20 protein-coding genes and 1 pseudogene are annotated in these 21,567 nt (G+C 61.6%); 6 read left to right on the top strand and 15 right to left on the bottom strand.

The window, feature by feature from the left end:
* Nucleotides 1–230: 230 nt before the first annotated feature.
* The 15 genes and pseudogenes from JJ869_RS02385 to JJ869_RS02455 form a co-directional block, all read right to left on the bottom strand.
* Nucleotides 231–447: pseudogene (locus JJ869_RS02385) on the bottom strand (transposase); the annotation flags it as partial.
* 111 nt (nucleotides 448–558) lie between these two features.
* Complete coding sequence (locus JJ869_RS02390) at nucleotides 559–1,035, bottom strand: hypothetical protein (protein WP_292264375.1); 477 nt, start codon at nucleotides 1,033–1,035, stop codon at nucleotides 559–561.
* Between the two features lie 163 nt (nucleotides 1,036–1,198).
* Nucleotides 1,199–1,885 (bottom strand): ABC transporter ATP-binding protein, encoded by a 687-nt coding sequence (locus tag JJ869_RS02395; protein ID WP_292264376.1) that lies wholly within the window; start codon nucleotides 1,883–1,885, stop codon nucleotides 1,199–1,201.
* Nucleotides 1,882–2,631 (bottom strand): ABC transporter ATP-binding protein, encoded by a 750-nt coding sequence (locus JJ869_RS02400; RefSeq protein WP_292264377.1) that lies wholly within the window; start codon nucleotides 2,629–2,631, stop codon nucleotides 1,882–1,884. Before JJ869_RS02400 ends, JJ869_RS02395 begins: the two co-directional genes overlap by 4 nt.
* Nucleotides 2,624–3,607 (bottom strand): branched-chain amino acid ABC transporter permease, encoded by a 984-nt coding sequence (locus JJ869_RS02405; RefSeq protein WP_292264378.1) that lies wholly within the window; start codon nucleotides 3,605–3,607, stop codon nucleotides 2,624–2,626. Before JJ869_RS02405 ends, JJ869_RS02400 begins: the two co-directional genes overlap by 8 nt.
* Nucleotides 3,604–4,524: a branched-chain amino acid ABC transporter permease gene (locus JJ869_RS02410; protein ID WP_292264379.1), complete on the bottom strand. Its 921-nt coding sequence runs from the start codon at nucleotides 4,522–4,524 to the stop codon at nucleotides 3,604–3,606. Before JJ869_RS02410 ends, JJ869_RS02405 begins: the two co-directional genes overlap by 4 nt.
* A 54-nt stretch (nucleotides 4,525–4,578) precedes the next feature.
* Entirely contained in the window at nucleotides 4,579–5,709 is a 1,131-nt protein-coding gene (locus JJ869_RS02415; protein ID WP_292264380.1) for an ABC transporter substrate-binding protein, read from the bottom strand.
* A gap of 245 nt (nucleotides 5,710–5,954) precedes the next feature.
* A complete protein-coding gene (locus JJ869_RS02420) occupies nucleotides 5,955–7,109 on the bottom strand; it encodes a CaiB/BaiF CoA-transferase family protein (RefSeq protein WP_292264381.1) in 1,155 nt (384 codons plus the stop codon).
* A complete protein-coding gene (locus JJ869_RS02425) occupies nucleotides 7,109–8,323 on the bottom strand; it encodes an acyl-CoA dehydrogenase (protein WP_292264382.1) in 1,215 nt (404 codons plus the stop codon). The genes JJ869_RS02420 and JJ869_RS02425 overlap by 1 nt, the downstream gene beginning before the upstream one ends.
* A complete protein-coding gene (locus JJ869_RS02430; protein WP_292264383.1) occupies nucleotides 8,316–9,707 on the bottom strand; it encodes an FAD-dependent oxidoreductase in 1,392 nt (463 codons plus the stop codon). The genes JJ869_RS02425 and JJ869_RS02430 overlap by 8 nt, the downstream gene beginning before the upstream one ends.
* A gap of 3 nt (nucleotides 9,708–9,710) precedes the next feature.
* Nucleotides 9,711–10,580, bottom strand: a complete 870-nt coding sequence (locus JJ869_RS02435; RefSeq protein ID WP_292264384.1) for an isocitrate lyase/phosphoenolpyruvate mutase family protein — start codon at nucleotides 10,578–10,580, stop codon at nucleotides 9,711–9,713.
* Complete coding sequence (locus JJ869_RS02440; RefSeq protein WP_292264385.1) at nucleotides 10,577–11,182, bottom strand: isochorismatase family cysteine hydrolase; 606 nt, start codon at nucleotides 11,180–11,182, stop codon at nucleotides 10,577–10,579. Before JJ869_RS02440 ends, JJ869_RS02435 begins: the two co-directional genes overlap by 4 nt.
* A gap of 3 nt (nucleotides 11,183–11,185) precedes the next feature.
* On the bottom strand, nucleotides 11,186–13,243 hold the full coding sequence (locus JJ869_RS02445) for a hydantoinase/oxoprolinase family protein (RefSeq protein ID WP_292264386.1): 2,058 nt from the start codon (nucleotides 13,241–13,243) through the stop codon (nucleotides 11,186–11,188).
* The gene (locus JJ869_RS02450) at nucleotides 13,240–14,934 is read right to left on the bottom strand and encodes a hydantoinase B/oxoprolinase family protein (protein ID WP_292264387.1); all 1,695 of its coding nucleotides are present in this window, start codon (nucleotides 14,932–14,934) and stop codon (nucleotides 13,240–13,242) included. Before JJ869_RS02450 ends, JJ869_RS02445 begins: the two co-directional genes overlap by 4 nt.
* Nucleotides 14,931–15,491 (bottom strand): tautomerase family protein, encoded by a 561-nt coding sequence (locus JJ869_RS02455; protein ID WP_292264388.1) that lies wholly within the window; start codon nucleotides 15,489–15,491, stop codon nucleotides 14,931–14,933. Before JJ869_RS02455 ends, JJ869_RS02450 begins: the two co-directional genes overlap by 4 nt.
* Nucleotides 15,492–15,554: 63 nt before the next feature.
* Between JJ869_RS02455 and JJ869_RS02460 the strand changes: the two genes are divergently transcribed.
* The 6 genes from JJ869_RS02460 to JJ869_RS02485 are packed head-to-tail and all read left to right on the top strand — an operon-like array spanning nucleotide 15,555 to nucleotide 21,384.
* Nucleotides 15,555–16,415, top strand: coding sequence for a GntR family transcriptional regulator (locus JJ869_RS02460; protein WP_292264389.1), 861 nt, complete (start codon nucleotides 15,555–15,557; stop codon nucleotides 16,413–16,415).
* Nucleotides 16,412–17,812 carry a 3-isopropylmalate dehydratase large subunit gene (gene leuC, locus JJ869_RS02465; protein ID WP_292264390.1) on the top strand — a complete coding sequence of 467 codons (1,401 nt, stop codon included), beginning with the start codon at nucleotides 16,412–16,414 and terminating at the stop codon, nucleotides 17,810–17,812. The genes JJ869_RS02460 and leuC overlap by 4 nt, the downstream gene beginning before the upstream one ends.
* A complete protein-coding gene (gene leuD / locus JJ869_RS02470) occupies nucleotides 17,809–18,456 on the top strand; it encodes a 3-isopropylmalate dehydratase small subunit (protein WP_292264391.1) in 648 nt (215 codons plus the stop codon). Before leuC ends, leuD begins: the two co-directional genes overlap by 4 nt.
* A gap of 41 nt (nucleotides 18,457–18,497) precedes the next feature.
* Nucleotides 18,498–19,511, top strand: coding sequence for a TRAP transporter substrate-binding protein DctP (dctP, locus tag JJ869_RS02475; protein WP_292264392.1), 1,014 nt, complete (start codon nucleotides 18,498–18,500; stop codon nucleotides 19,509–19,511).
* Nucleotides 19,512–19,567: 56 nt separating this feature from the next.
* Entirely contained in the window at nucleotides 19,568–20,074 is a 507-nt protein-coding gene (locus tag JJ869_RS02480; RefSeq protein WP_292264393.1) for a TRAP transporter small permease, read from the top strand.
* The gene (locus JJ869_RS02485; RefSeq protein WP_292264394.1) at nucleotides 20,074–21,384 is read left to right on the top strand and encodes a TRAP transporter large permease; all 1,311 of its coding nucleotides are present in this window, start codon (nucleotides 20,074–20,076) and stop codon (nucleotides 21,382–21,384) included. The genes JJ869_RS02480 and JJ869_RS02485 overlap by 1 nt, the downstream gene beginning before the upstream one ends.
* The last annotated feature ends 183 nt before the right edge of the window (nucleotides 21,385–21,567 follow it).

Below are 21,567 nucleotides of genomic sequence, written 5' to 3' on the forward strand. Positions count from 1 at the left end.
CTCTCATGCTGACCTGCGCCATCCAATACCATTCGCACGGCACGCTCGCGCACTTCTGGTGAATACTTGTTCGTTGTCTTCGTCATAATGCTCCATCCTACTCATGAGTTGAAGCCTCCGGCAAACCCGGCGCGGTTCAGAACGAGAGCGCTGACAGGTAGAAACAAGACCCCTACCAGAACGGGTGAAAAGGGTGTTGCGGGAGTGCTCCCCTTCTGTTCGTCGTGCGCGGCCGTTAGACCCGCCATCATCCGGGCGGAGACGCCCGTATCGCTCCACCGCATCCAGCGATTGTAGAGCGTCTTGTGCGGGCCATAGGCAGCAGGTGCGTTACGCCAACTTAAGTCATTGCAGTTGATGAAGATAATCCCGCTCACCAAATGCCGATCGGTCATCGACGCGTGGCTTGCCGTGGGACTTCGAAACGAAAGGCCCAAAACGAATCATCTACGTCTCAGTCAGCCAGAAAAGATCAGACATGGTTACCGCTCGGTTTTCGAACCGTGAATCTCGCTGTCAGCCCGAGATCAACGGGTCCTGAGCTAAGAGCATCCTGCGCTAATTGCACGCAGCGACCCCGTGCCGGATGAGTTCTTTCCCGAGAACGGTGTGATAGCCATTCGTTCTGTGCCGTGCACGATCAAGGAACCATTGCCGCACCGCGGGCGGGTAATGCGATGCCAGAACTTCTGACCAGTAGTCAAAGTGGACGGGCAAGAGGGGTTGGCCATAATAGCTTGGGCCATGAAACCCGAACCGGGTCTCGGGGCTGACGCAGACGTTGCCAGCGCCAAGATACATCGTACAGGACGACAGGCAAATGCCTCCGCGGATTTCGACACGTCTGTTTTCGGCCTTTAACTGCAGCACTTCCTGCGCTCGAGTCCCGATCACACCACCTCGATCATTGCCGACAATGAGCGCCGCGGACTGAGCCGCGGACGGTTGTGCGAGAAAGGCAAAAAATGCAGCCGAGACAAAGGCCAAAGGGATTTTATTGCGCAGGCATGGCTGCGCATTTGGCAAAAGAGCCATTGGAGTACCTCAATGTTCGATATTCATCACCAAGGCGTGCTCTTCTGAGCCCGCCCACCACGCGCCCAACAAAACAGCGGGTTGTTAAAAGCGGGTTGAGAATTGAATTTTCCTAAACTCGGAAAAATTCAAATCGCTCCATTATTGGCGGATATGCCCGGCGTCAGACGCCGACATAGGTTTCCGACACGTCCGGTGTCATGTCTGCGAACGCGCCCGACCACACGGTTTCGCCACGGGCAAGGATCACCGCCCGGTCCGACACCTGCGCCAGTTCGCGCACTGATTTGTCAATGAGCAGGATTGCGGTTCCGGTCTCTCGTTTCAGGCGTGCGATGGCGGCCCAGATTTCCTGTCGGATGATCGGGGCAAGACCCTCGGTCGCCTCGTCAAGAATCAACAGGCGTGGGTTGGTCATAAGCGCACGCCCTATGGCCAGCATCTGCTGTTCGCCGCCGGACAGGGACGCGGCGCGCTGGGTGCGGCGCTCCCCAAGGCGCGGAAACAGGTCCGCAATGGTCTTGAGGGTCCAATCGCCTGGTTGGGCGGCGGCAATAAGGTTTTCCTCCACCGTCAGATCGCGGAAACAGCGCCGTCCCTCGGGGGCGAGGCCGACTCCCAACCGCGCCACCTTGTGGCTGGGCAGTCCGTGTAGCGATTGCCCGGCAAAGCTCAGCTCGCCGTCGGACGCGATCATCCGGCAGATCGCCTTGACGGTCGTCGTCTTGCCCATGCCGTTACGGCCCATGAGTGCGACGACCTCACCTTCAGCCACGTCCAGTGTCACACCGAACAGCACCTGTGCCACGCCATAGCGGGCGGTCAGGTTTTCGACCGACAGCAGCGTCACGCCTCTTCCCCCAGATAGGCCTCGCGCACGGCGCGGCTCGACTTGATCTCCTCGACAGTTCCGGACGCGATCACCTGCCCGTAAACCAGCACGCTGATCCGGTCGGCGAGGGCAAAGACCGCATCCATGTCGTGTTCCACCAGCAGGATCGGGGCTTCAGCGCGCAGTTGGTCAAGGAACCCGGTCAGCAGCTTTGATCCTTCCGCCCCAAGCCCGGCCATTGGTTCGTCCATGACAAAGGCCTTGGGCGACAGGGTCAGGGCCACTGCGACCTCAAGTTGGCGGCGTTGCCCGTGTGACAGCTCGGCACAGCGGGTGTGTCGCTGTTCGATCAGCCCGACACGCTCCAACGCCGCTTCGGCCTTGGCGGTCAGCGACGTGTCCGAGAGCGCCCGCGACCAGAACCGCCACGGATTGCCTGACGCGCCCAAAGCCCCCAACACGACGTTTTCGAGAACGCTGTCTTCCATCGCCAGTGCCGAGATCTGGAACGTGCGTCCCAATCCGGCTTGCGCGCGCGCCTGCGTGCTGTCCTGCGTCACGTCGCGCCCCAAAAGGTGCACCGAGCCTGAATCTGGCCTGAGCCCCCCGCAGATCTGCGCGATCAGTGTCGACTTGCCCGCGCCATTGGGACCGATGATGGCGTGGATTTCCCCTGCGCGCAGGTCGATGGACACATCGTCTGTTGCGGCCAAAGCGCCGAAATTCTTGCGCAGATTGCGTGTGGCAAGGATTAGCTCAGACATGCGCGCCTTCCTTGCCGGTCAATAGACCGATGATCCCACCACGGGCAAACAGCACGATCGCGAGCAGGATCAGGCCCAGATAGATGTGCCAGAACTCGGTCAGCGCCCCCAGCCAATGCTCCAGCGCCACGAAGAGACAAGCGCCGACCACGGGGCCATAAAGCCGCCCAACCCCGCCGATGATGATCAACACGATCAATTCGCCCGAAAGCTGCCAACTGAACATGGTCGGCGACACGAACCGGTTGAGATCGGCAAAAAGCGCCCCCGCCAGCCCCGTAATTGCGCCCGAGATCACAAACGCGACCAGCTTGAGCCGCATCGGGTTCAGGCCGACCGTCTCAACCCGCGTCGGGACCTGTCGGGCAGCGTTCAACGCCAGCCCGAAAGGCGCGTTCTGGAGCCTCGCGTTCAGGAACAGCACAATGCAGAGCAGCACAAAGCACAGTCCGAAAAACTGGATTGGCACCAGCGTGTTCAGTCCGGGAAAGCCGTTGCGCACATAGATCGACAGCCCGTCTTCGCCGCCATAAGTGCTCCAGGAAATGGCGAAGTAGTAGAACATCTGCCCGAAGGCGAGGGTGATCATGATGAAATAGACACCCGAGGTGCGCAGGCTCAGCAGCCCGATGATCCACGCGGCAAGGGCGGACATGACCACCGCCACCAGCCAGATGATTGGCATGGACTTGGTTCCCGCCAGGCTCATCCCGAAGAGATCGAGCGACGTGTAGGTTTGCGCATGGTAGGCGAGGATGCCCATCGCATAGCCGCCCAGACCGAAGAACACCGCATGCCCAAGGCTGACCAGCCCGCCGATGCCAAGCGCGATGTTCAGACCCACGGCGGCAATCGCAAGGATCACGGCGCGGGTGACAAGGGTGATTGTGAACGGCTCGTCGACGACAATGGCCCAGAGAGGCACCGCCAGAAGACCCGCGAACACGACCCAGTTGACCAGACGTTCGGGGATCATGCGCGCGCTCCGAACAAGCCGGTGGGCCGCCAGATCAGGACAAGGCTCATCAGGATGTAGATCGCCATGGAGGCCAGCGCAGATCCGGTCTGTGTGGCAGCCCCCGGCTCCATGAACAGTTTGAACAGTTCCGGCAGGAAGATCCCGCCCAGCGTGTCGGTCAGCCCCACCAGCAAAGCGCCGATGAACGCGCCTTTGATCGACCCGATGCCGCCGATCACGATCACCACGAAGGCTAGGATCAGCACGGGTTCGCCCATGCCCACCTGAACCGACTGGATCGCACCCACCAATGCACCCGCCAACCCCGCGAGTGCAGCGCCGATGGCAAAGACCAGCGTGTAGAGCAGCCGGATATCGACACCCAATGCGGCGATCATCTCGCGGTCATTCTCGCCCGCGCGGATTTGGATGCCGATGCGCGTGCGTTCGATCAAGAGCCACAGACCCAGCCCAACCAACAGCCCGACGGCAATCAGCGTCAGACGGTAGAGCGGATACTGGATTCCGCCGGGCAGGGTGACCGGGCCAGAGAGGTAATCCGAAATGTCGAGGAACAGCGGGAAAGAGCCAAAGAGCCACCGTGTGCCTTCGGAAAAGATCAGGATCAGCGCGAAGGTCGCCAGCACCTGATCCAGATGCGCCTTGCCGTAAAGCCGTCGGATCACCGTCATCTCGATCAGCGCCCCCGCGATGGCCGCCACAGCCAAAGCGGCACCCAGAGCCAGCACAAATGATCCCGTCGCACCCGCCACAGCGGCGGCAGCAAACGCGCCGATCATGTAGAGCGATCCGTGCGCGAGGTTGATCAGACCCATCACGCCAAAGATCAGCGTCAGCCCCGCTGCCATGAGAAACAGCATGACGCCGAATTGCAGTCCGTTGAGGACCTGCTCGATGATCAGAAGTGTCGACATGCCTGCCCGAAATCCGATGTGCCGGGGCAGGACCCCGGCACGCCGTGAGATGTCTTACATCTTGCAGTCGGCGGCGTAGACGTCGCCGTGGTTCTCAAGGGCGGTGCCGATGATCTTGTTGGTGAAGACATCGCCTTCCTTGATGACTTCGCGGGCGTAGATCGTCTGGATCGGGTGATGGTTCGGCCCGAACTTGAACGCGCCCCGGGTGCTGTCGAAATCGGCAGCCCGAAGCGCCTCGCGGAAGGCATCGGCGTCTGACACTTCGGCTTTCTCAAGCGCCGACAGGATCAAGTTCGCCGTGTCAAAGCCCTGGCTCGCGTAAAGCGACGGCAAACGCCCATATTCCGCCTGGAAGCTCTCGACAAAGGCAGCGTTGGTCGGGTTGTCGATGTCCTTGTTCCACTGGCTCGTGTTCACCACGCCAAGCGCCGCATCGCCCACCGCTTGCAGGATGCCCTGATCAAAGCTGAAGGCCGGGCCCACGACGGGCAGATCGACACCGCTGTCGGCATATTGCTTGAGGAAGGAAATCCCCATCCCGCCGGGCAGGAAGAAGAACACGCTGTCGGCACCGGAGGCGCGGATCTGCGCGATCTCGGCGGCATAGTCGGTCTGACCAAGCTGGGTGTAAACCTCGCCCGCCAGTTCGCCCTTGAACATGCGCTTGAACCCGGTCAGCGCGTCCTGACCCGCCGGGTAGTTGGGCGCAAGGATGAAGGTGTTGGAAAAGCCTGCGGATGTCGCATAAGCGCCCGCCGCTTCGTGCAGGTTGTCGTTCTGCCATGCCACGTTGAAATAGTTTTGATGACAGCCCTGTCCCGCGAGCGCCGAGGGCCCCGCGTTCGGGGACAGGTAGAACTTGCCCTGTGCGGTGACGCTCGGGATCACGGCCATGGCAAGGTTCGACCAGATAATCCCGGTCAGGATGTCGACGCGTTCGGACTGGACCATCTTGTCGGCCAGTTGCACGGCGATGTCGGGCTTTTGCTGGTCGTCCTCGATCACGACTTCGATGTCATCCCGGCCCGACTGGCCGATGGCCAGCATGAAGCCATCCCGAACGTCAATGCCAAGGCCCGCGCCGCCGCCGGACAGGGTGGTGATCATGCCGATCTTCGTTTCGGCAAAGGCGGATGTCGCGCCGATTGCCAAGGCCGCTGTGGCCATCAATAGCTTTTTCATGTGGTTCTCCCCGTTGTGATCGCTCTGTTTGAACGACGCGTTCTGTCCGCCGTATTGGCGGTGCACGTCTGATCCAGAACATTTTATTCTTAAATGTGTTGAACAAAGCGCACCGAAAAACAAGACAGCAGAGCGAATAACTTGCGTCGTGCCGATGCTAATTGCGCGCCGGAACGATCGCTGGAGGCAAAGAAATCGGGCCGCTGGCTATAGCGACTTGGGATCAACGGCAAATGACCGGGTGGTCAGTCCTTGAAGGACCACCCGGATGTCCGCACCTGTTCAGTATGTGCACCAAGCTTGGGTGCGGTCCGTTCCAGCGAAAGCTCTGACGTGCTGAAGGTGATGGGTGTGCGCACCCCCGGAACACCTTCAGGCGTGATCTTCATCCCACGATGGATGATCTGAGGATCGTCGAATACTTCGCCAACGGTGTTGATCGGGGATGACGCCACTTGCTTGGCCTTCAAGGCCTCAAGCAAATCCGCCTTGGTCATCTTCGCCGTTTCGGCTTTGAGCACCGCAATCAGCTCGTCGCGGTGCTGCACGCGCTGGGCGTTGGTCCGGTACTCCGGGTTCTCGCCAATGTCCGGTCGCCCCACGATCTCGCACAGACCTTGAAACTGGCGGTCATTGCCAGACGCGATGATGATGTCGCCATCCGAAGCCGGGAAGACCTCGTAAGGCACGATATTGGGGTGCTGGTTGCCCATGCGATTGGGGGACTCGCCCGTCACAAGGAAATTCATCGCCTGATTGACCAGACACCCGGTGCCCGCATCGAGCAGGCTCATGTCGATATGCTGGCCCTGTCCCGTCTTGTCGCGTTCGCGCAGAGCCGCTTGAATACCTATTACTGCATAAAGCCCGGTGTAAATGTCGGTGACCGCGACGCCCACCTTTTGCGGCTCTCCCTTGGGGTCGCCCGTGATCGACATCAGTCCGGACAGCCCTTGCACAAGGTAGTCATAACCTGCGCGTTCGGCGTAGGGACCGGTTTGGCCGAAGCCGGTGATTGAACAGTAGATCAGACCGGGATTGGCCGCAGACAGGCTAGCATAGTCGAGCCCGTACTTGGTCAGCCCGCCCACCTTGAAGTTCTCGATCAGCACATCCGCCTCGCGGGCGAGGTCTTGCACAAAGGCGCGGCCTTCCTCGGTCGTCAGATCCGCCGTGACCGAGTATTTGCCCCGGTTGCAACTGTAGAAATACGCCGCTGACGGCGTGTCCTCGCCTTCGCGTTCAATGAACGGAGGCCCCCAAGTGCGGGTGTCGTCGCCCTTGGGGCTTTCCACCTTGATAACGGTTGCGCCAAGGTCGGCCAGCGTCTGACCGACAATTGGCCCGGCAAGGATGCGGGCCAATTCAAGAACTTTCAAACCTTCCAGCGGTGCTGACATCAGAAGAACGCCTGCAACCCTGTCTGTGCCCGGCCAAGGATGAGGGCGTGCACGTCATGCGTGCCCTCGTAGGTGTTGACCGTTTCAAGGTTCTGTGCGTGGCGCATGACATGGTACTCGGCCATGATCCCGTTACCGCCATGCATGTCGCGGGCATTGCGCGCGATGTCCAAAGCCTTGCCACAATTGTTGCGCTTGATCAGGCTGATCGCCTCGGGCGCTGCGGTGCCGGCGTCGAGCATTCGGCCCACCTGCAACGCCGCGTGCAGGCCCAGCGTGATCTCGGTCTGCATGTCGGCGAGTTTCTTCTGGAAAAGCTGCGTCTGCGCGAGCGGCTTTCCAAATTGCGTCCGGTCCAAACCGTACTGACGTGCGCGGTGCCAGCTGTCCTCAGCCGCCCCCATCACGCCCCAAGCGATGCCATAGCGCGCGCGGTTCAGACAGCCGAACGGACCTTTCAGGCCCTCGACGCCCGGCAGCAATGCGTCCTCACCAACCTCAACGTCCTTCATCACGATCTCGCCGGTGATCGACGCGCGCAGCGACAGCTTGCCGTTGATCTTGGGTGCGCTGAGACCTTTCATGCCTTTCTCAAGGACGAAGCCCCGGATCGCGCCGCCATGCGCTTCGGACTTGGCCCAGACGACGAACACATCCGCGATCGGACTGTTCGAAATCCACATCTTGGCGCCATTGATGAGGTAGCCGCCGTCGGTTTTCTTGGCGATGGTCTTCATGCCCGCAGGGTCGGATCCGGCATCGGGTTCGGTCAGTCCAAAGCAGCCGATCAGCGCGCCTGCAGCCAGACCCGGCAGGTATTTCTTGCGCTGCTCGTCGCTTCCATAGGCGTGGATCGGATACATGACCAAGGAGCTTTGTACGCTCATCATCGACCGATACCCGCTGTCGATGCGTTCGACTTCGCGGGCAACAAGACCATAGCTCACATAGCCCGCACCCAGACCGCCGAACTCTTCAGGGATGGTCACACCTAACAGACCCATCTCGCCCATCTCGGCGAAAATCTCGGGCGCCACACCTTCGTTCAGATACATGTCCGTCACGCGCGGCAGCAGCTTGTCTTTTGCGTACGCCGCAGCGCTGTCCGCGATCATGCGCTCTTCCTCTGACAGAGCCGCGCTCAGGCCCAGAGGGTCCTGCCAGTCGAATTTGGCGAGTGAGGGTCCGTGACCCGCGTGTGACGCATCAAGCATGTCCATGCTCCTCTTTCATGTCATTGGCGGCAGCCGATCCGGCGATATGCCCCAGAACCGTCGCTGCCAGCAGCCCATTGCCGGATAGATAACCGCTATCACCGGAACCTGAAACACCCACCGCAGCACCTCCTGCCGCAAAGAGGTTTTTCAACACGCCACCGTCGATTTTGCAGACGCGGGCGTCTTGATCGACGCGCAAACCACCCTGCGTGTGGAACAAGGCTCCGGTCACCTTCACCGCACAGTAAGGCGGTTTGAGCGGTTCGCCAAGGAAGCTGCGTCCAAAAACGTCAGGCCCGTCGGTGGGCATGCGGGTGATCGTCTGCGTCAACGCGTCTTTCGGCAGGCCCGTGACCTCGGCCAGTTCAGTCAAAGTGTCGGCGGTGCGGATTGCGCCGATGGCCTCGGCATCCTTGAAGTCCTGAAACTGCCGCGCGATGCCTGCGATGCGGCTGTCAAAGATCGTCCAGGCGATGCCCTCGGGTTGGGCCAACACCGCACGAGCGGCCTCGGAATAGCCCTGGCTTTCGTCCCAAAACCGCGCGCCGTTCAGGTTCACCTGCACCCCGCCTTGGGTGATCACCGCCCAGGTGATCAGGATGCCCTGCGGATGCGCGACATTCCCGTGGCCCTGATACGCACCCAGATGCAGCGTCTCTGCGCCTAGCGCCACGCCCCAGGTCACGGCATCGCCCTGATTGTAGTCATGCCCGAACCAGACCGCGTTTTCGATCTCTGGCATGAATTGGCGCACCATGTTGCGATTGCCGCCATAGCCGTTGCAGGCAAGGATCAGCGCCCCGCAGCCCACATCTTCCGTACCGTTCGGCCCCTCCAACCGTACGCCTTTGACGATGTCGCACTCCGCAAAGAGAGATGTCGCGCGGCGGTTGCAGATGATGTCGATCCCCTGCGCCTCACAGGCGGTGCGCAGCCTGTCGATCAATTCGCGCCCTGCGCGGGTGGGCAGCCCGTGCATCCGCCTGCGGGAATGGCCGGGATAGTCGAAATCGGTGACGACCGAGAAGGGAAGGTCGAACTTGTCCGCCAGCCATTCGATCACTGTGCCCGACTTTTCTGCCAGCAGATCGACAAGATCCTGCGGGTTCTCACCCATGGCCTTCTTCTGGATGTCCTGTGCGAACAACTCCGGAGTGTCCTCGATCCCAGCCTCCCGCTGAAACCGCGTGCCCGCTGCAGGGATCAAACCGGCAGACAGAGCGGTAGAGCCCGAGGGTGCGGCATCTGCCTCAACCACCAGAACCTCGGCTCCGGCATCGTTGGCGGTCAGGGCTGCAACCAGCCCACAGGCACCCGCGCCGACGATCAGGATCGGCACCTCCAGATCGAATCCGGCGGCGGGGGGCGGCAGGATCGACATGGCTCAGTCGCGCCCGCCAGTTTCGTAGCGTTTTCCCAAGGCCAGCATCTCGTCCGTGCCAAGGCGGTCGTTCAGCCCGCCGAAATCGAACATTCGGTCGGCAAAAGCACGGTTGCTGCCAGTAGCCATCAGGCTTTGGTAATAGCTTTCCGCCGTATGCGCCAAGGCGCGCACGATCCCACCCGGGAAGATCACGATGGAGAACCCAAGGTCGTTCAGGAAAGCCGCATTCTGGATCGGTGTCGCGCCGCCTTCGACCATGTTGACCAACAGCGGCACACGATCCTCGAACCGCTCTGTCACGGTTTTCATCTCGTCCACCGACCGCAGCGCTTCGATGAACAGCGCATCGGCCCCAGCCTCGACATAGGCCTCGGCCCGGTCGATGGCGGCCTCAAACCCTTCGACAGCCACCGCATCGGTGCGGGCAATGATCAGGGTCTCATCGCTGGTTCGCGCATCCGCCATCGCGGCGATCTTGCCGACCATTTCGGTCGTCGGGATGATGGACTTCTCGGCCAGATGCCCGCAGCGTTTCGGATAGGTCTGATCCTCGACCTGCAACGCATTGGCCCCCGCGCGTTCGTAAAGCCGCATCGTCCGCTGCGCGTTCAACGCGTTGCCGAACCCAGTGTCAGCGTCGATAATGACCGGAATGTTCACGCGGTCGCGGATCAGGGCCATCGTGTCGGTCATCTCGCTGACCGAGGTCAGGCCAATGTCCGGGCGACCGAGCCGCGTGTAGGCGACCGCCGCACCGCTGAGGTACAAGGCTTCAAACCCGGCTTGCGCCGCAAGCGCCGCTGTCAGGGCATCGTAGACACCCGGCGCGACAAGGATCTCGTCAGAGGCAAGGCGGGTTTTCAGGCTCATGTCAGGGTTTCCAGCATCTCGGCGCAGGTCACATTCGGGCAGACCGACGCAAGGGACAACAGCGTGGCGTCGTGCACCTCCTGTTTGAAGGCGGCACAGCCATCGGACAGCAGGATCGTGTGCAGGTTCCGCAGATGTGCGTCACGCACCGTGCTGGCGACCCCGCCATTGGTTACGATCCCGCCGATGATCAGCGTGTCGATATCCAGCGCGCGCAGGATGTATTCCAACCGCGTCTGGTAGAGCGCGGAATAGGCGACCTTTTCGATGGTATAATCCGCTGGCGCCAGAGCATCGACCAAACCATGACCAAACTTGCCGGGAGCGAAATCCCCTTTGCCAAGGAACGGCCGTAATTCTTTCAGGTGCGGTGCGATAAGCGGTTCATCATTCGGCCCCGGCACCAGCGTGAACTGCGCGCTGATATAGGTGCCGCCCTTGGCGCGGAGCGCGTCCACAACGGGCTTGATCCGGGCGGGCAGGGCGGTGATCGCCTCGGCCGTCTGTCCGGCGCGGCCATAGGCACCTTCGGGGTGCAGAAAGTCGTTCTGCAGGTCGATGGTCAGAAGGGCCGTGCGGTTTGGATCGATGGAGTGTGCCATGTCTCAGTCCTCGTCCCGTGTGATGATGGTGTTGCCGCAGGTGTCGACCTTGGCGGTCAGGCCGGGATCGACCAGCACGGTCGTGTCCGGCTGTACAAGGATCGCCGGGCCTTTGATCTCGGCCCCGACGGGCAGGGCAAGGCGGTTGAAGATCGCGGTGCCGAACCACGTATCGCCAAAATGCACCTTGCGGCTTCCGGTATGGGCGGCCTCGACGGACCCGCCTTTGGGGGCCAGCGTGGTCAGATCGAACTTGGGCCGCCGCCCGATCACGGCGGTGCGCAGATTCATCACCCGGCGCGTGCCGTTCTTCAGGAGCCGCCCATAGGTGGCTTGGTAGGCCGCATCAAACGCGGCTTCGACCTCGGTAATCGTGGGCGCTGTCACAGTGGTGCCTTCGACCTTGATCGGTAGGGGCATAGCGACGGTATGGGTCTGTCCGACATAGGCCATGTCCAATTCGACCAAGATATCGCGCGCCTCGAACCGGGATTGCGCAGCATCGAGCAGGACCATCCCGTCGTCGATATGTTTCTGCATCACCTCGCGCAGCGCGTCGGTGTCGAGCGTTGCGGTCAGAGAGTTGATCGTCTGCACGAAATCCTGCCGCATGTCGGCAATCACACAACCCATCGCGCTGGTCACACCGGGATAGCGCGGGACAATCGCGCTGCCGATGCCGACCTCTTTCAGGATCGCGCTAGTGTGCAAAGCGCCACCGCCGCCGAATGGCATGAAGGCGAACCGCTTAGGATCGAACCCGCGTTCGATGCTGACCAGACGGATTGCGCCCGCCATGCGTGAATTGGCGACGCGCAGGATGGCCTCGGCGGCCTCGATGGTGGTCAGGCCAAGCTTTGATCCGACATGGATGTCGATGGCCTTGGCAGCCGCGTCCACATCCAGACGGTCGAGCTTGCCGCCAATGGGATTGTCGGGGTCGATGCGGCCCAGCACGACATTCGCATCGGTCACGGTCGGGCGGTCATTGCCCTGACCATAGGCCACCGGGCCGGGTGTCGATCCGGCGCTTTCCGGGCCGATGTTCAAGAGGCCACCCTTGTCGACCCATGCGATGGAGCCGCCACCGGCACCAATCGTCGTGATCTCGATCATCGGGTTGCGCACCACCATGCCGAAATCGATGGAGGTCTGCGGCGACAGCATGGACTGCCCCTTGGCAATCAGCGCCACGTCAAAGCTGGTGCCGCCCATGTCGCCAGTGATCACGTTCTCGAACCCCGCTGTCGTGGCGATATGACCAGCCGCGATCACGCCAGCAGCGGGGCCGGACAGGGCCGTGCGGATGGGCAGGCGGCAGGCGGTGTCGGTGCCCATGACGCCGCCGTTGGACTGTACGATCATGAACTCACCGCCGAACCCGCCTTTGGTCAGGGCTTGGTCCAAGCGGTTGATATAGCCTGACACTTCGGGTTGCAGGTAGGCGTTCAGCGCGGTGGTCGAGAAACGTTCGAACTCGCGGATCTCCGGCAGGATTTGCGACGAACAGCTCACATGGTCATTGGGCCACATGGCGCGGACCGCCTCAACAGCCTTGGCCTCGTTCTCGGCATTGGCATAGGCGTTCGCGAAGAGGATCGCGACGGCCAGACAGCCTTCGTCGATCAACTGTTGGGCGGCGACCCTGACCGCGTCCAGATCGACGGGCGTGCGGATCGTGCCATCGGCCAGCGTCCGTTCCGGCACCTCAAGGCGCAGATTGCGCGGGACAACGGGCTCGAAATCGCCGCGCAGGCCCCAGGTGCGGGGCCTGTCGCGGCGGCGCATTTCAAGAACGTCGCGGAGTCCGTGAGTGGTGATCACGCCGATCTTTGCGCCTTTGCGCTCGAGCAGAGCATTGGTTCCGGCGGTGGTGCCATGCACAACCGCCGCGACGGTAGAAAGGTCTTCGACCTGCTGGCCGATCCCATCCAAAAAACCGCCCGACTGGTCGGGACGGGTCGTGGGCACCTTGGCGACGGTCGCAGTGCCGGTGGCTTCGTCCAGCACGAACACGTCGGTGAAGGTGCCGCCGACATCGACGCCGATCATCTTGCTCATGCCGCGACCTCTTTCCATGCGGGGCCGTAAAGTTCGGTCGCTTTGTCCGGTGTCAGGTATCCCAGTGCCACGTCGCGGGCGACCGCGCTTGCATCCCGGTCCGACGCCGCGCCGTAACCACCCCCACCGGGGGTGTCGAGGCGCACCGCCTGGCCTTTGGTCAGCTTGATCCCGAGCATTTTCGACGCCAGCGGCGGGGTCTTCCACCCATCCGCCTGTTCGTAGTGAAACACGTTCATCGCACCTGTGCCGCCGCCCTGCACACCCTGCGGTGCGAACCGACCGCGTTCGCCAAAGAGGAACGCCTCGGCGTTTTCCTCCAGTACTTCGATCTCGTAAGTCGCGCCCAGCCCGCCGCGATGCGCACCCGCGCCCGCACTGTCAGGGCGGAGCGCCCATTGACGGAACATCACCGGATAGGCGGCTTCAAGTATCTCCATCGGCGGGATCGTTGCTGTGGAAATCGGTGCGTTGCCGTGGTTGAGGCCGTCCGATTCACTGCTGCCGCCATGCCCGCCGCCGTAGAAGCTGAACATCACCCAGCGCTGGCCGTTCGCCCGCTTGCCTGCAATCGACAGCGCATTGATCGTGCCATAGGCATTGGCGACGACGCGGTCGGGCGCGGCCTGCGACGCGGCGCTGAAGATCACGTCGATCATGCGCAGGATGGTTTCGGTATAGCCGCCGACCGGTGCGGGGAATTCGGCAGAGAGCAGCGACCCGTCCGGCACGCGCACATCAATCGGGCGCATAACGCCTGCATTGGCGGGCAGGTCGGGGAAGATATGTTTGATCGCGACATAGGCAGTCGCCACAGCGGTCGGGTAGGCGATGTTGACCGGGCCAGCGGTCACAGGGGCCGTGCCTTCGAAGTCGAGCGCCATCCGGTCGCCGGTGATTTCGAGCGCAACCTTGATCGGCAGGGCCTTGTCAGTGATCCCGTCATTGTCGAGATAGTCCACCGCCTCCCAGCGCCCGTCCGGCAGACCGGACAGTTCCGACCGCATCAGCGTTTCGGCCCGGTCGCCCAATGCGTCGAGGGCCGCAGAGACGGTCTCGGCTCCGTATTCGTCCAGCAATTCGTCCAGTCGCTTCACACCGAGGTCCAAAGCGCCCAACTGCCCGTTCAGATCACCCATTGCCGATTGCGGTAGGCGGGTGTTGCGCAAGAGGATGTCGATGATGTCCTGCTGGATCACGCCTGCACGCGCCAGCTTGACCGGCGGCAGGATGAACGCCTCTTGAAAGGCTTCGGTGGCAGAGGGGTTGTAATTTCCGGGAACGGCACCGCCGACATCGTGCCAGTGGCCGACACTGGCGAGGTAGCAGAACAGTTCCCCGTCGCGGAAATACGGGCGCACCAGCCGCATGTCGGACAGGTGCGTGCCGCCCAGATGCGCGTCGTTGAAGATGTAGATGTCGCCATCCGCCAGATCACCGGCTTCGGCGGCCTTGTCGATCACTGCCTTCACGGCAAAGGCCATGACCCCGACAAAGATCGGCAGACCGGATTTGCCCTGCACCAGCGTGTCGCCGGACGTGGCGTGGTAAAAACCGTGCGAGGCATCATGCGCCTCGGCGATGATCGGGTTGAACGCGGCGCGGAACAGGGTCGCGTCCATCTCGTCGGCGATCTGCTCCATCCGTCCAGCCAGAACGGCAAGGGTGATCGGGTCGATGGCGGCACTCATTTCGCGCGCACCTCTGCCATGTCGTTCCAGACGTCCTGACGCACGATCTTGCCTCCGGAAATTTCGAAACGGTCGATGAAACGGATGCCCTCGAACGGGGTACCGTCCATCCATTCACCGTAAAGCGTGCCGCGCGCGTAGACGACCGAAACACCGCCGCTGTGCATCGCATCGAACCCGTCATAGGTTTTTTTGACGAACCTGTAGCGGCCCTTGGACCAGTCGATCAGTTCGGACAATTGCGTCATCGGCTGGGTCGCGGGGAACACCATCTGGAATCCGTCGCCCAGCATCCCTTGAGCGGTGTCCAGATCGCGGGCTTCCATCGCGGCAAGGTAATCGCGCACGACCTGAGCGGGATCGGGCAGCGCGGGGGCAGGTTGGCGGTGCTGGCCGCCACGGGCATAGGCCTCGGACGGATATTCGTGCAGCATCGCGGTGATGGCTTCATCGGGAGCGGGAACGACAAAACGAATCGCGTCCGTGAGGGCCGAAGTCAGGCGGGATTTCTCGGTGGGGCTGTATCCTTGAAGGATGTGCGCTTCCACGATTGGCATATGACCCTCCCCAAAATCTGCACTTTTCATATAACAGGTTTTGGTATATTGAAAGACCAACAAATGAAGAATCTTCGCCGGATCATCCACTGGCCGCGAGGATCGCCAACCAACAGGGGCCGCGCTGCCGTGACATTGAACGCGCATTCCGGACTTCCAGAAGGCGGTAAGGCCCGCAGGGTTTACCTGTTGCTGCGCGACGAAATTTCAAATGGCGTTTTCAAAGACGGATCGCGCCTGCCCGGCGAGCATAGGCTGGCCGAACAGTTCGACGTATCCCGCATCACCATCCGTCGCGCGCTTGAGGCTTTGGCTGCTGATGGCTGGATCGAGAAAAAGACGGGTGCCGGCTCGGTCGTGCGCGCGCAGGAGCAGGTCGGTCATCGCCTGTCGGCCGATTTCGCAACTCTGATCCCGCATCTGGTCGAGATGGACCGCAAGACTACCGCGCGGCTGTTGTCCTTTTCCTACGACAGCGCGCCTGCTGCCGTTGCCGAGGCGTTGGGCATCCCCGAAGGTGCAGATGTGCAAAAGGCGGTGCGGGTCCGCTCGTCGGGCGGTCAGCCGTTTTCGCACCTCACAACGTATGTGCCCAAAGAAATCGCCGTCAGCTACGACGAAGCTGACCTTGCAACGCAGCCGCTTTTCCGTCTGCTCGAACGCAGCGGCGTGAGCGTCAGCAGCGCCCACCAGACGGTGACCGCAGCTCTTGCCACGCCCGATGTGGCGGACGCCTTGGAGGTCTCGGTCGGATCGCCGCTCTTATTCGTGCAGCGCATCGTGCGCGATGCAAACGGGCAGGGGGTCGAACACCTGTCAGCGCTCTACCGGCCTGATCTGTTCCGGCTCGAAATGAGCCTCGCGCGGGTCGGTGCAGGTGAAGCGCGGCATTGGGAACCGGTGATCGGAGGGGCATCGAAATGAGCGCCCGCCGTCTTCTCGACAAGCTTTGGGAAAGCCACGAAATCCTGCGCCGCGAAGACGGGACAAGCCTTCTGTGGGTCGACCGCCATCTGGTCCACGAAGGCTCGCACCACGCCTTTGCCAAGATCGTAGAGCGGGGTGTGCCGGTGGCGGAACCTGGCCTGACCTTTGGTGTGGCCGATCACTACGCGCCGACGCGCGGTGCGCCTGCGACGGACGCGATTGCGCGGATGATCGCGACGCTGGCGGCAAACACCGAGAAGCATGGGATCACCTGCTTTGGCCTCGACGATCCGCGTCAGGGCATTGTGCATGTGATCGGACCGGAGCAGGGGCTGACGCTCCCGGGGCTGCTGATCAATTGCGGTGACAGCCATACGTCCACCCACGGGGCTTTCGGGGCCCTGGCCTTTGGCATCGGCGCGACCGAAGTGGCCCACGTGCTGGCGACGCAGACGGTCTGGCAGAAGAAGCCCAAGGCGATGCGGATTAACGTGACCGGGCGGCTTGGGCCGGGAGTTGGCGCTAAGGATCTTGCTCTCGCTTGGATTGCCAAGCTGGGCGCGGATGGCGCGCGGGGGCATGCCATCGAATATACCGGGCCTGCGGTGCGCTACTTATCGATGGAAGGGCGCATGACGCTTTGCAACCTCTCCATCGAAGGTGGAGCCCGGTTCGGGATGATCGCGCCGGATGAGACTACCTTTGCCTATGTCAAAGGGCGTCCCTTCGCGCCCAGCGGAGACGATTGGGATCGGGCAGTCGACCTTTGGTCCGAACTGCCGTCGGACGCGGATGCGAAGTTCGAAACCGAAGTGACGATGGACGCGTCCGAGATCGCGCCCATCGTGACGTGGGGCACAACGCCGGAAGACGCGTTGCCGGTGACAGCCACCATTCCCGACCCCGCACGCATGCAAGGCAGCGCCGCGGAACGCGCGCGCAATGCGCTGGACTACATGGGCCTGACACCGGGTCGCAAGCTGACCGAGATCGCTGTGGATCAGGTATTTATCGGATCCTGCACCAATGCCCGCATCGAAGACCTGCGTGCGGCGGCGGCGGTTCTGGCCGGGCGACGGGCCAAGGTTCCGGGGATCGTCTCACCCGGATCGCAACTGGTCAAAGCTCATGCCGAAGCCGAAGGTCTGGACCGCATCTTCATCGATGCAGGCCTTGATTGGGTCGGGTCTAGCTGTTCGATGTGTGTTGCGATGAACGGCGACCTTGTAGAGCCGGGCAAGCGATGCGCCTCGACCACCAACCGCAATTTCCGAGGGCGTCAAGGGCGCGGGGCGCGGACGCATCTCATGTCGCCCGCGATGGTGGCGGCAGCGGCGGTGACGGGGCATCTGACCGATGTGCGTGAGCTTCTGAAAGAGCGGGAGGTCGCATGAGCGGATGGCGCAAACATAGCGGTCTTGCCGTCGCTTTGGACCGCGAGAACGTGGACACGGATCAGTTGATCCCCGCGCGGTTCATGTCCACGCCCCGGTCTGCAGGCTATGGCGATTTCCTGCTGCACGACATGCGCAAGGACAGCAACGGCACACCTGTGCCCGACTTCCCACTGAACGTCGTTCCGAACGCCAGCGTCCTGATCTCACGCCGGAATTTCGGTAGCGGGTCGTCGCGCGAGGCGGCGGTTTATGCACTGGTCGATTTCGGCATCCGCGTCGTCATCGCCCCCAGCTTTGGCGACATCTTCGCGAGCAACTCGGTAAACAACGGCCTTCTGCCCGCCCGCGTTTCAGAGGCAGAGGTCGATGCGGCCATGGCCACCTTGGCGGTCGGCGCAAAAGAGGTGACGGTTGACCTGACCGACAAGACAATTCGTCTGGGCAACACCACAATCGAGTTCACGCTGGATGATGTCTGGCAGCAGAAACTTATCAACGGTTGGGACGATATCGACCTGACCCAAAACCACCAACAGGCCATCTTGGCATTCCGCGCGCAACACGTGGCGGGCATGCCGTGGGCCATACCAGTCCAACAGAACGACTTCAGGAGCGCGGGGCGGGACACCGTTTCGCAGTAACACAGGCCATGACAGGCCGAAGGGTGTAGGAGGAACTATCCATGACTATCAATCTTTTGAAAGGCTGCGTCGCCGGTGGCGTCATGCTGGGTACAGTGGCGCAGGCGCAGGAAACGATCACGGCGGTGCACGCGTTTCCCGAAACGCTGATCTACACGCAAAGCTTTCTGTCCTTCGTGGACAAGGTGAATGCGGCGGGTGAAGGCGTGATCCAGATCGAAGTGCGCGGCGGCCCCGAAGCCATCGGCATGTTCCAGCAACCCGACGCGGTACGCGACGGCATCGTGGACATGGTCTATACGCCGGGATCGTTTTACGGCGGCGCGCTGCCCGAGAAAGATGCGCTTGTGGCGTCGAACCTGACAGCGGTCGAGACTCGCGAAAACGGCGGGATCGAACTGATCGACCGTATCCATCAGGAACGCATGGGCCTCAAGTATCTCGGCTGGTTCGACAGCGGTGTTTGCTACAACCTCTGGACCCGCGATGAGCCGTCCTTTGACGCGGATGGCAACCTCGAAGTGGACGGCCTGCGCCTGCGCGGCAACGCAGTCTACAACGCGTTCTTCACCAACTACCTTCAGGCTCAGGTGATCGACCTGCCGACAGGCGAAGTCTACTCGGCGCTTCAGAACGGCGTGGTGGACGCGACCGGCTGGACCCAGATCGGTCTGATCGACCTCAAGTGGAACGAATTCCTGAACTACCGGATCGAACCCTGCTTCTTCTCGACTGACCTTGGGGTGATCGTGAACCAGGAAACATGGGACGGGCTGAGCGACGAGGCCAAGACCATCCTTCAGGACACCGCAATCCAGCACGAGATCGACAGCGTGAACGCGCTGCGCACCAAGCGGGACGAAGATTTCGCTGCGCTTGATGCTGCTGGGATGAAGGTCGTCTCGCTCGAAGGGGAGGCGAAAGCCAACTACCTTGCCGCTGCCCGTGAAACCACATGGGCGCGTATGAAAGAACTGATGGAAGCCGAGCCGCAGTCGGTGGCGAGCTATGACGATCTGATCGCGAAGTTCTACGATCCGGCCGCAGACAACTAAGACCAAAGGGCCGGGTGTTTGGACTCCCGGCCGACCTTTCTGAATCGGATGACCCCATGCGCGCCGTGATCCGCGTCTATGACGCTCTGCTTTACACGATGGCTTTCATCGCAGCCGTGACGCTGGTCTGGCTGATGGTGTCGGTGGTGGTGTCCGTGCTGATGCGCAATCTGGGGCTTCAGCCCTTTGCATGGCTGTTCACGTCAGCCGAATACGGCATTCTTTACATGACCATGCTCGGCGCGCCGTGGCTGGTGCGCGAAAAGGGGCATGTGCATATCGAACTGGTCACCGCCGCCCTGCCGCCTGCCTTGCGACGCTTCGTGAGCCGAATGGTGGCGGCACTATGTGTGCTGGTCTGCGTGATTCTTGCTTGGTACGGGCTGCAGCTTTTCCTGACCAATATCGAGCGCAACAACTACGATGTGCGCGCCTATTACTATCCCCGTTGGCTGCTGACCGTGACCTTTCCCATCGCCTTTTCGGTGATGGCGATCGAATTCTCGCGGTTCGTGTTCGGGTCTGACCTCATGCACTCGGGTGAAGCGGGGATTCACGAATAATGGAATGGTTCGAAGCGCTTGGTCTGCTGGTTGGCAGCATCATGCTCCTTATGGCGATCGGCATGCCCGTCGCGCTGGCTTTCCTTGCCGCCAATATCATCGGCGCATGGGTGTTCATGGGGGGCGACCGTGGGGTTGTCGCGCTCTTGAACAACGGGTGGGGCGCGCTGACAATCTTTGCGCTGGTGCCGATCCCGCTGTTCCTGCTCATGGGCGAGATCTTTTTCCAGACGGGCTTGGGCAGTCGCATGTTCTCTGCCATCGACAAGCTGCTGGGGCGGCTGCCGGGGCGTCTGAGCTATGTCACCGTTCTGGGCGGCACCGGGTTTTCGACGCTGTCTGGATCGTCGATGGGATCTACCGCGCTGCTCGGGTCATTGATGGTGCCCGAGATGAACCGCCGCGGCTACAAGAGCCACATGTCCATTGGTCCGATCCTTGGGACTGGCGGCCTGGCGATCATCATTCCACCCTCTGCGCTGGCGGTGCTGCTGGCGACACTGGCCAAGATCGACGTAGGCGCGTTGCTGATCGCGGGCGTGATCCCCGGTCTGATCCTTGCCGGCTTTTACGTTGCGACAATCTACATCCAGACCCGGATCGACCCCGAAGCGGCTCCCGCCTATGACGTGGAGCCGATGACCGCTGGCGAAAAAATCGGCATTCTGATGCGCGACGTGGTGCCGATGATCGGTCTGATGGTGGTCATTGTCATCATGATGATCAACGGCATCGTCACCCCTTCGGAAGCCGCTGCATTTGGGGCGCTGGGCGTGCTGATCCTTGCCGCGCTGTATCGCTGTCTGACATGGGACTCGATCAAGAAATCCGTCCGTGGCGCGCTGCGTGTGACCCTGATGGCCTATCTGATCGTTTTCGGGTCCGCGACCTTCAGCCAGCTTCTGGCTTTTTCCGGGGCGTCGAAAGGCCTGATTAACTGGGCGACAGGTTTTGACCTCGACCCGACGCTGATGCTCTTGGTGATGTTCGGGGTGCTCCTGCTTCTTGGCATGTTCATGGAGCAGATCTCGATCATGCTACTGACCGTGCCGATCTTTTTCCCGCTCGCGCAGACGCTGGGATTCGATCCGATCTGGTTCGGACTGATCATGCTCCTCTCGCTCGAGATTAGCTTTACGACGCCGCCGTTTGGTCTGCTGCTTTTCGTGATGAAGGGCGTGGCCCCGCCAAATACGACGATGCGCGAGATCTACCGCGCCGCGTTTCCATTCATCCTGTGCTCGCTGATGGTCGTTGCGCTGCTGATCCTTTTCCCGCATCTGGCGACATGGTTGCCGGGACTCGGTTAGAGGCGCTGGTCCTTCCCGAAAAGCAGAGTGCTGTTGGGCTGAACAAAGCACCGACGGCTGTACTTTTGGGCAACCGCAATCGGTGTTGTGAAGTTCCGGATGATCAGCAGGGACATCAATCGTCTAATAAATGGGCATTTGGCAAGATTTTTGTGCGGTGAGGCGCGGGAAGCGTTGCTGTGC

This window comes from Marivita sp. (genome assembly GCF_017643905.1).
Classification (GTDB): domain Bacteria; phylum Pseudomonadota; class Alphaproteobacteria; order Rhodobacterales; family Rhodobacteraceae; genus Marivita.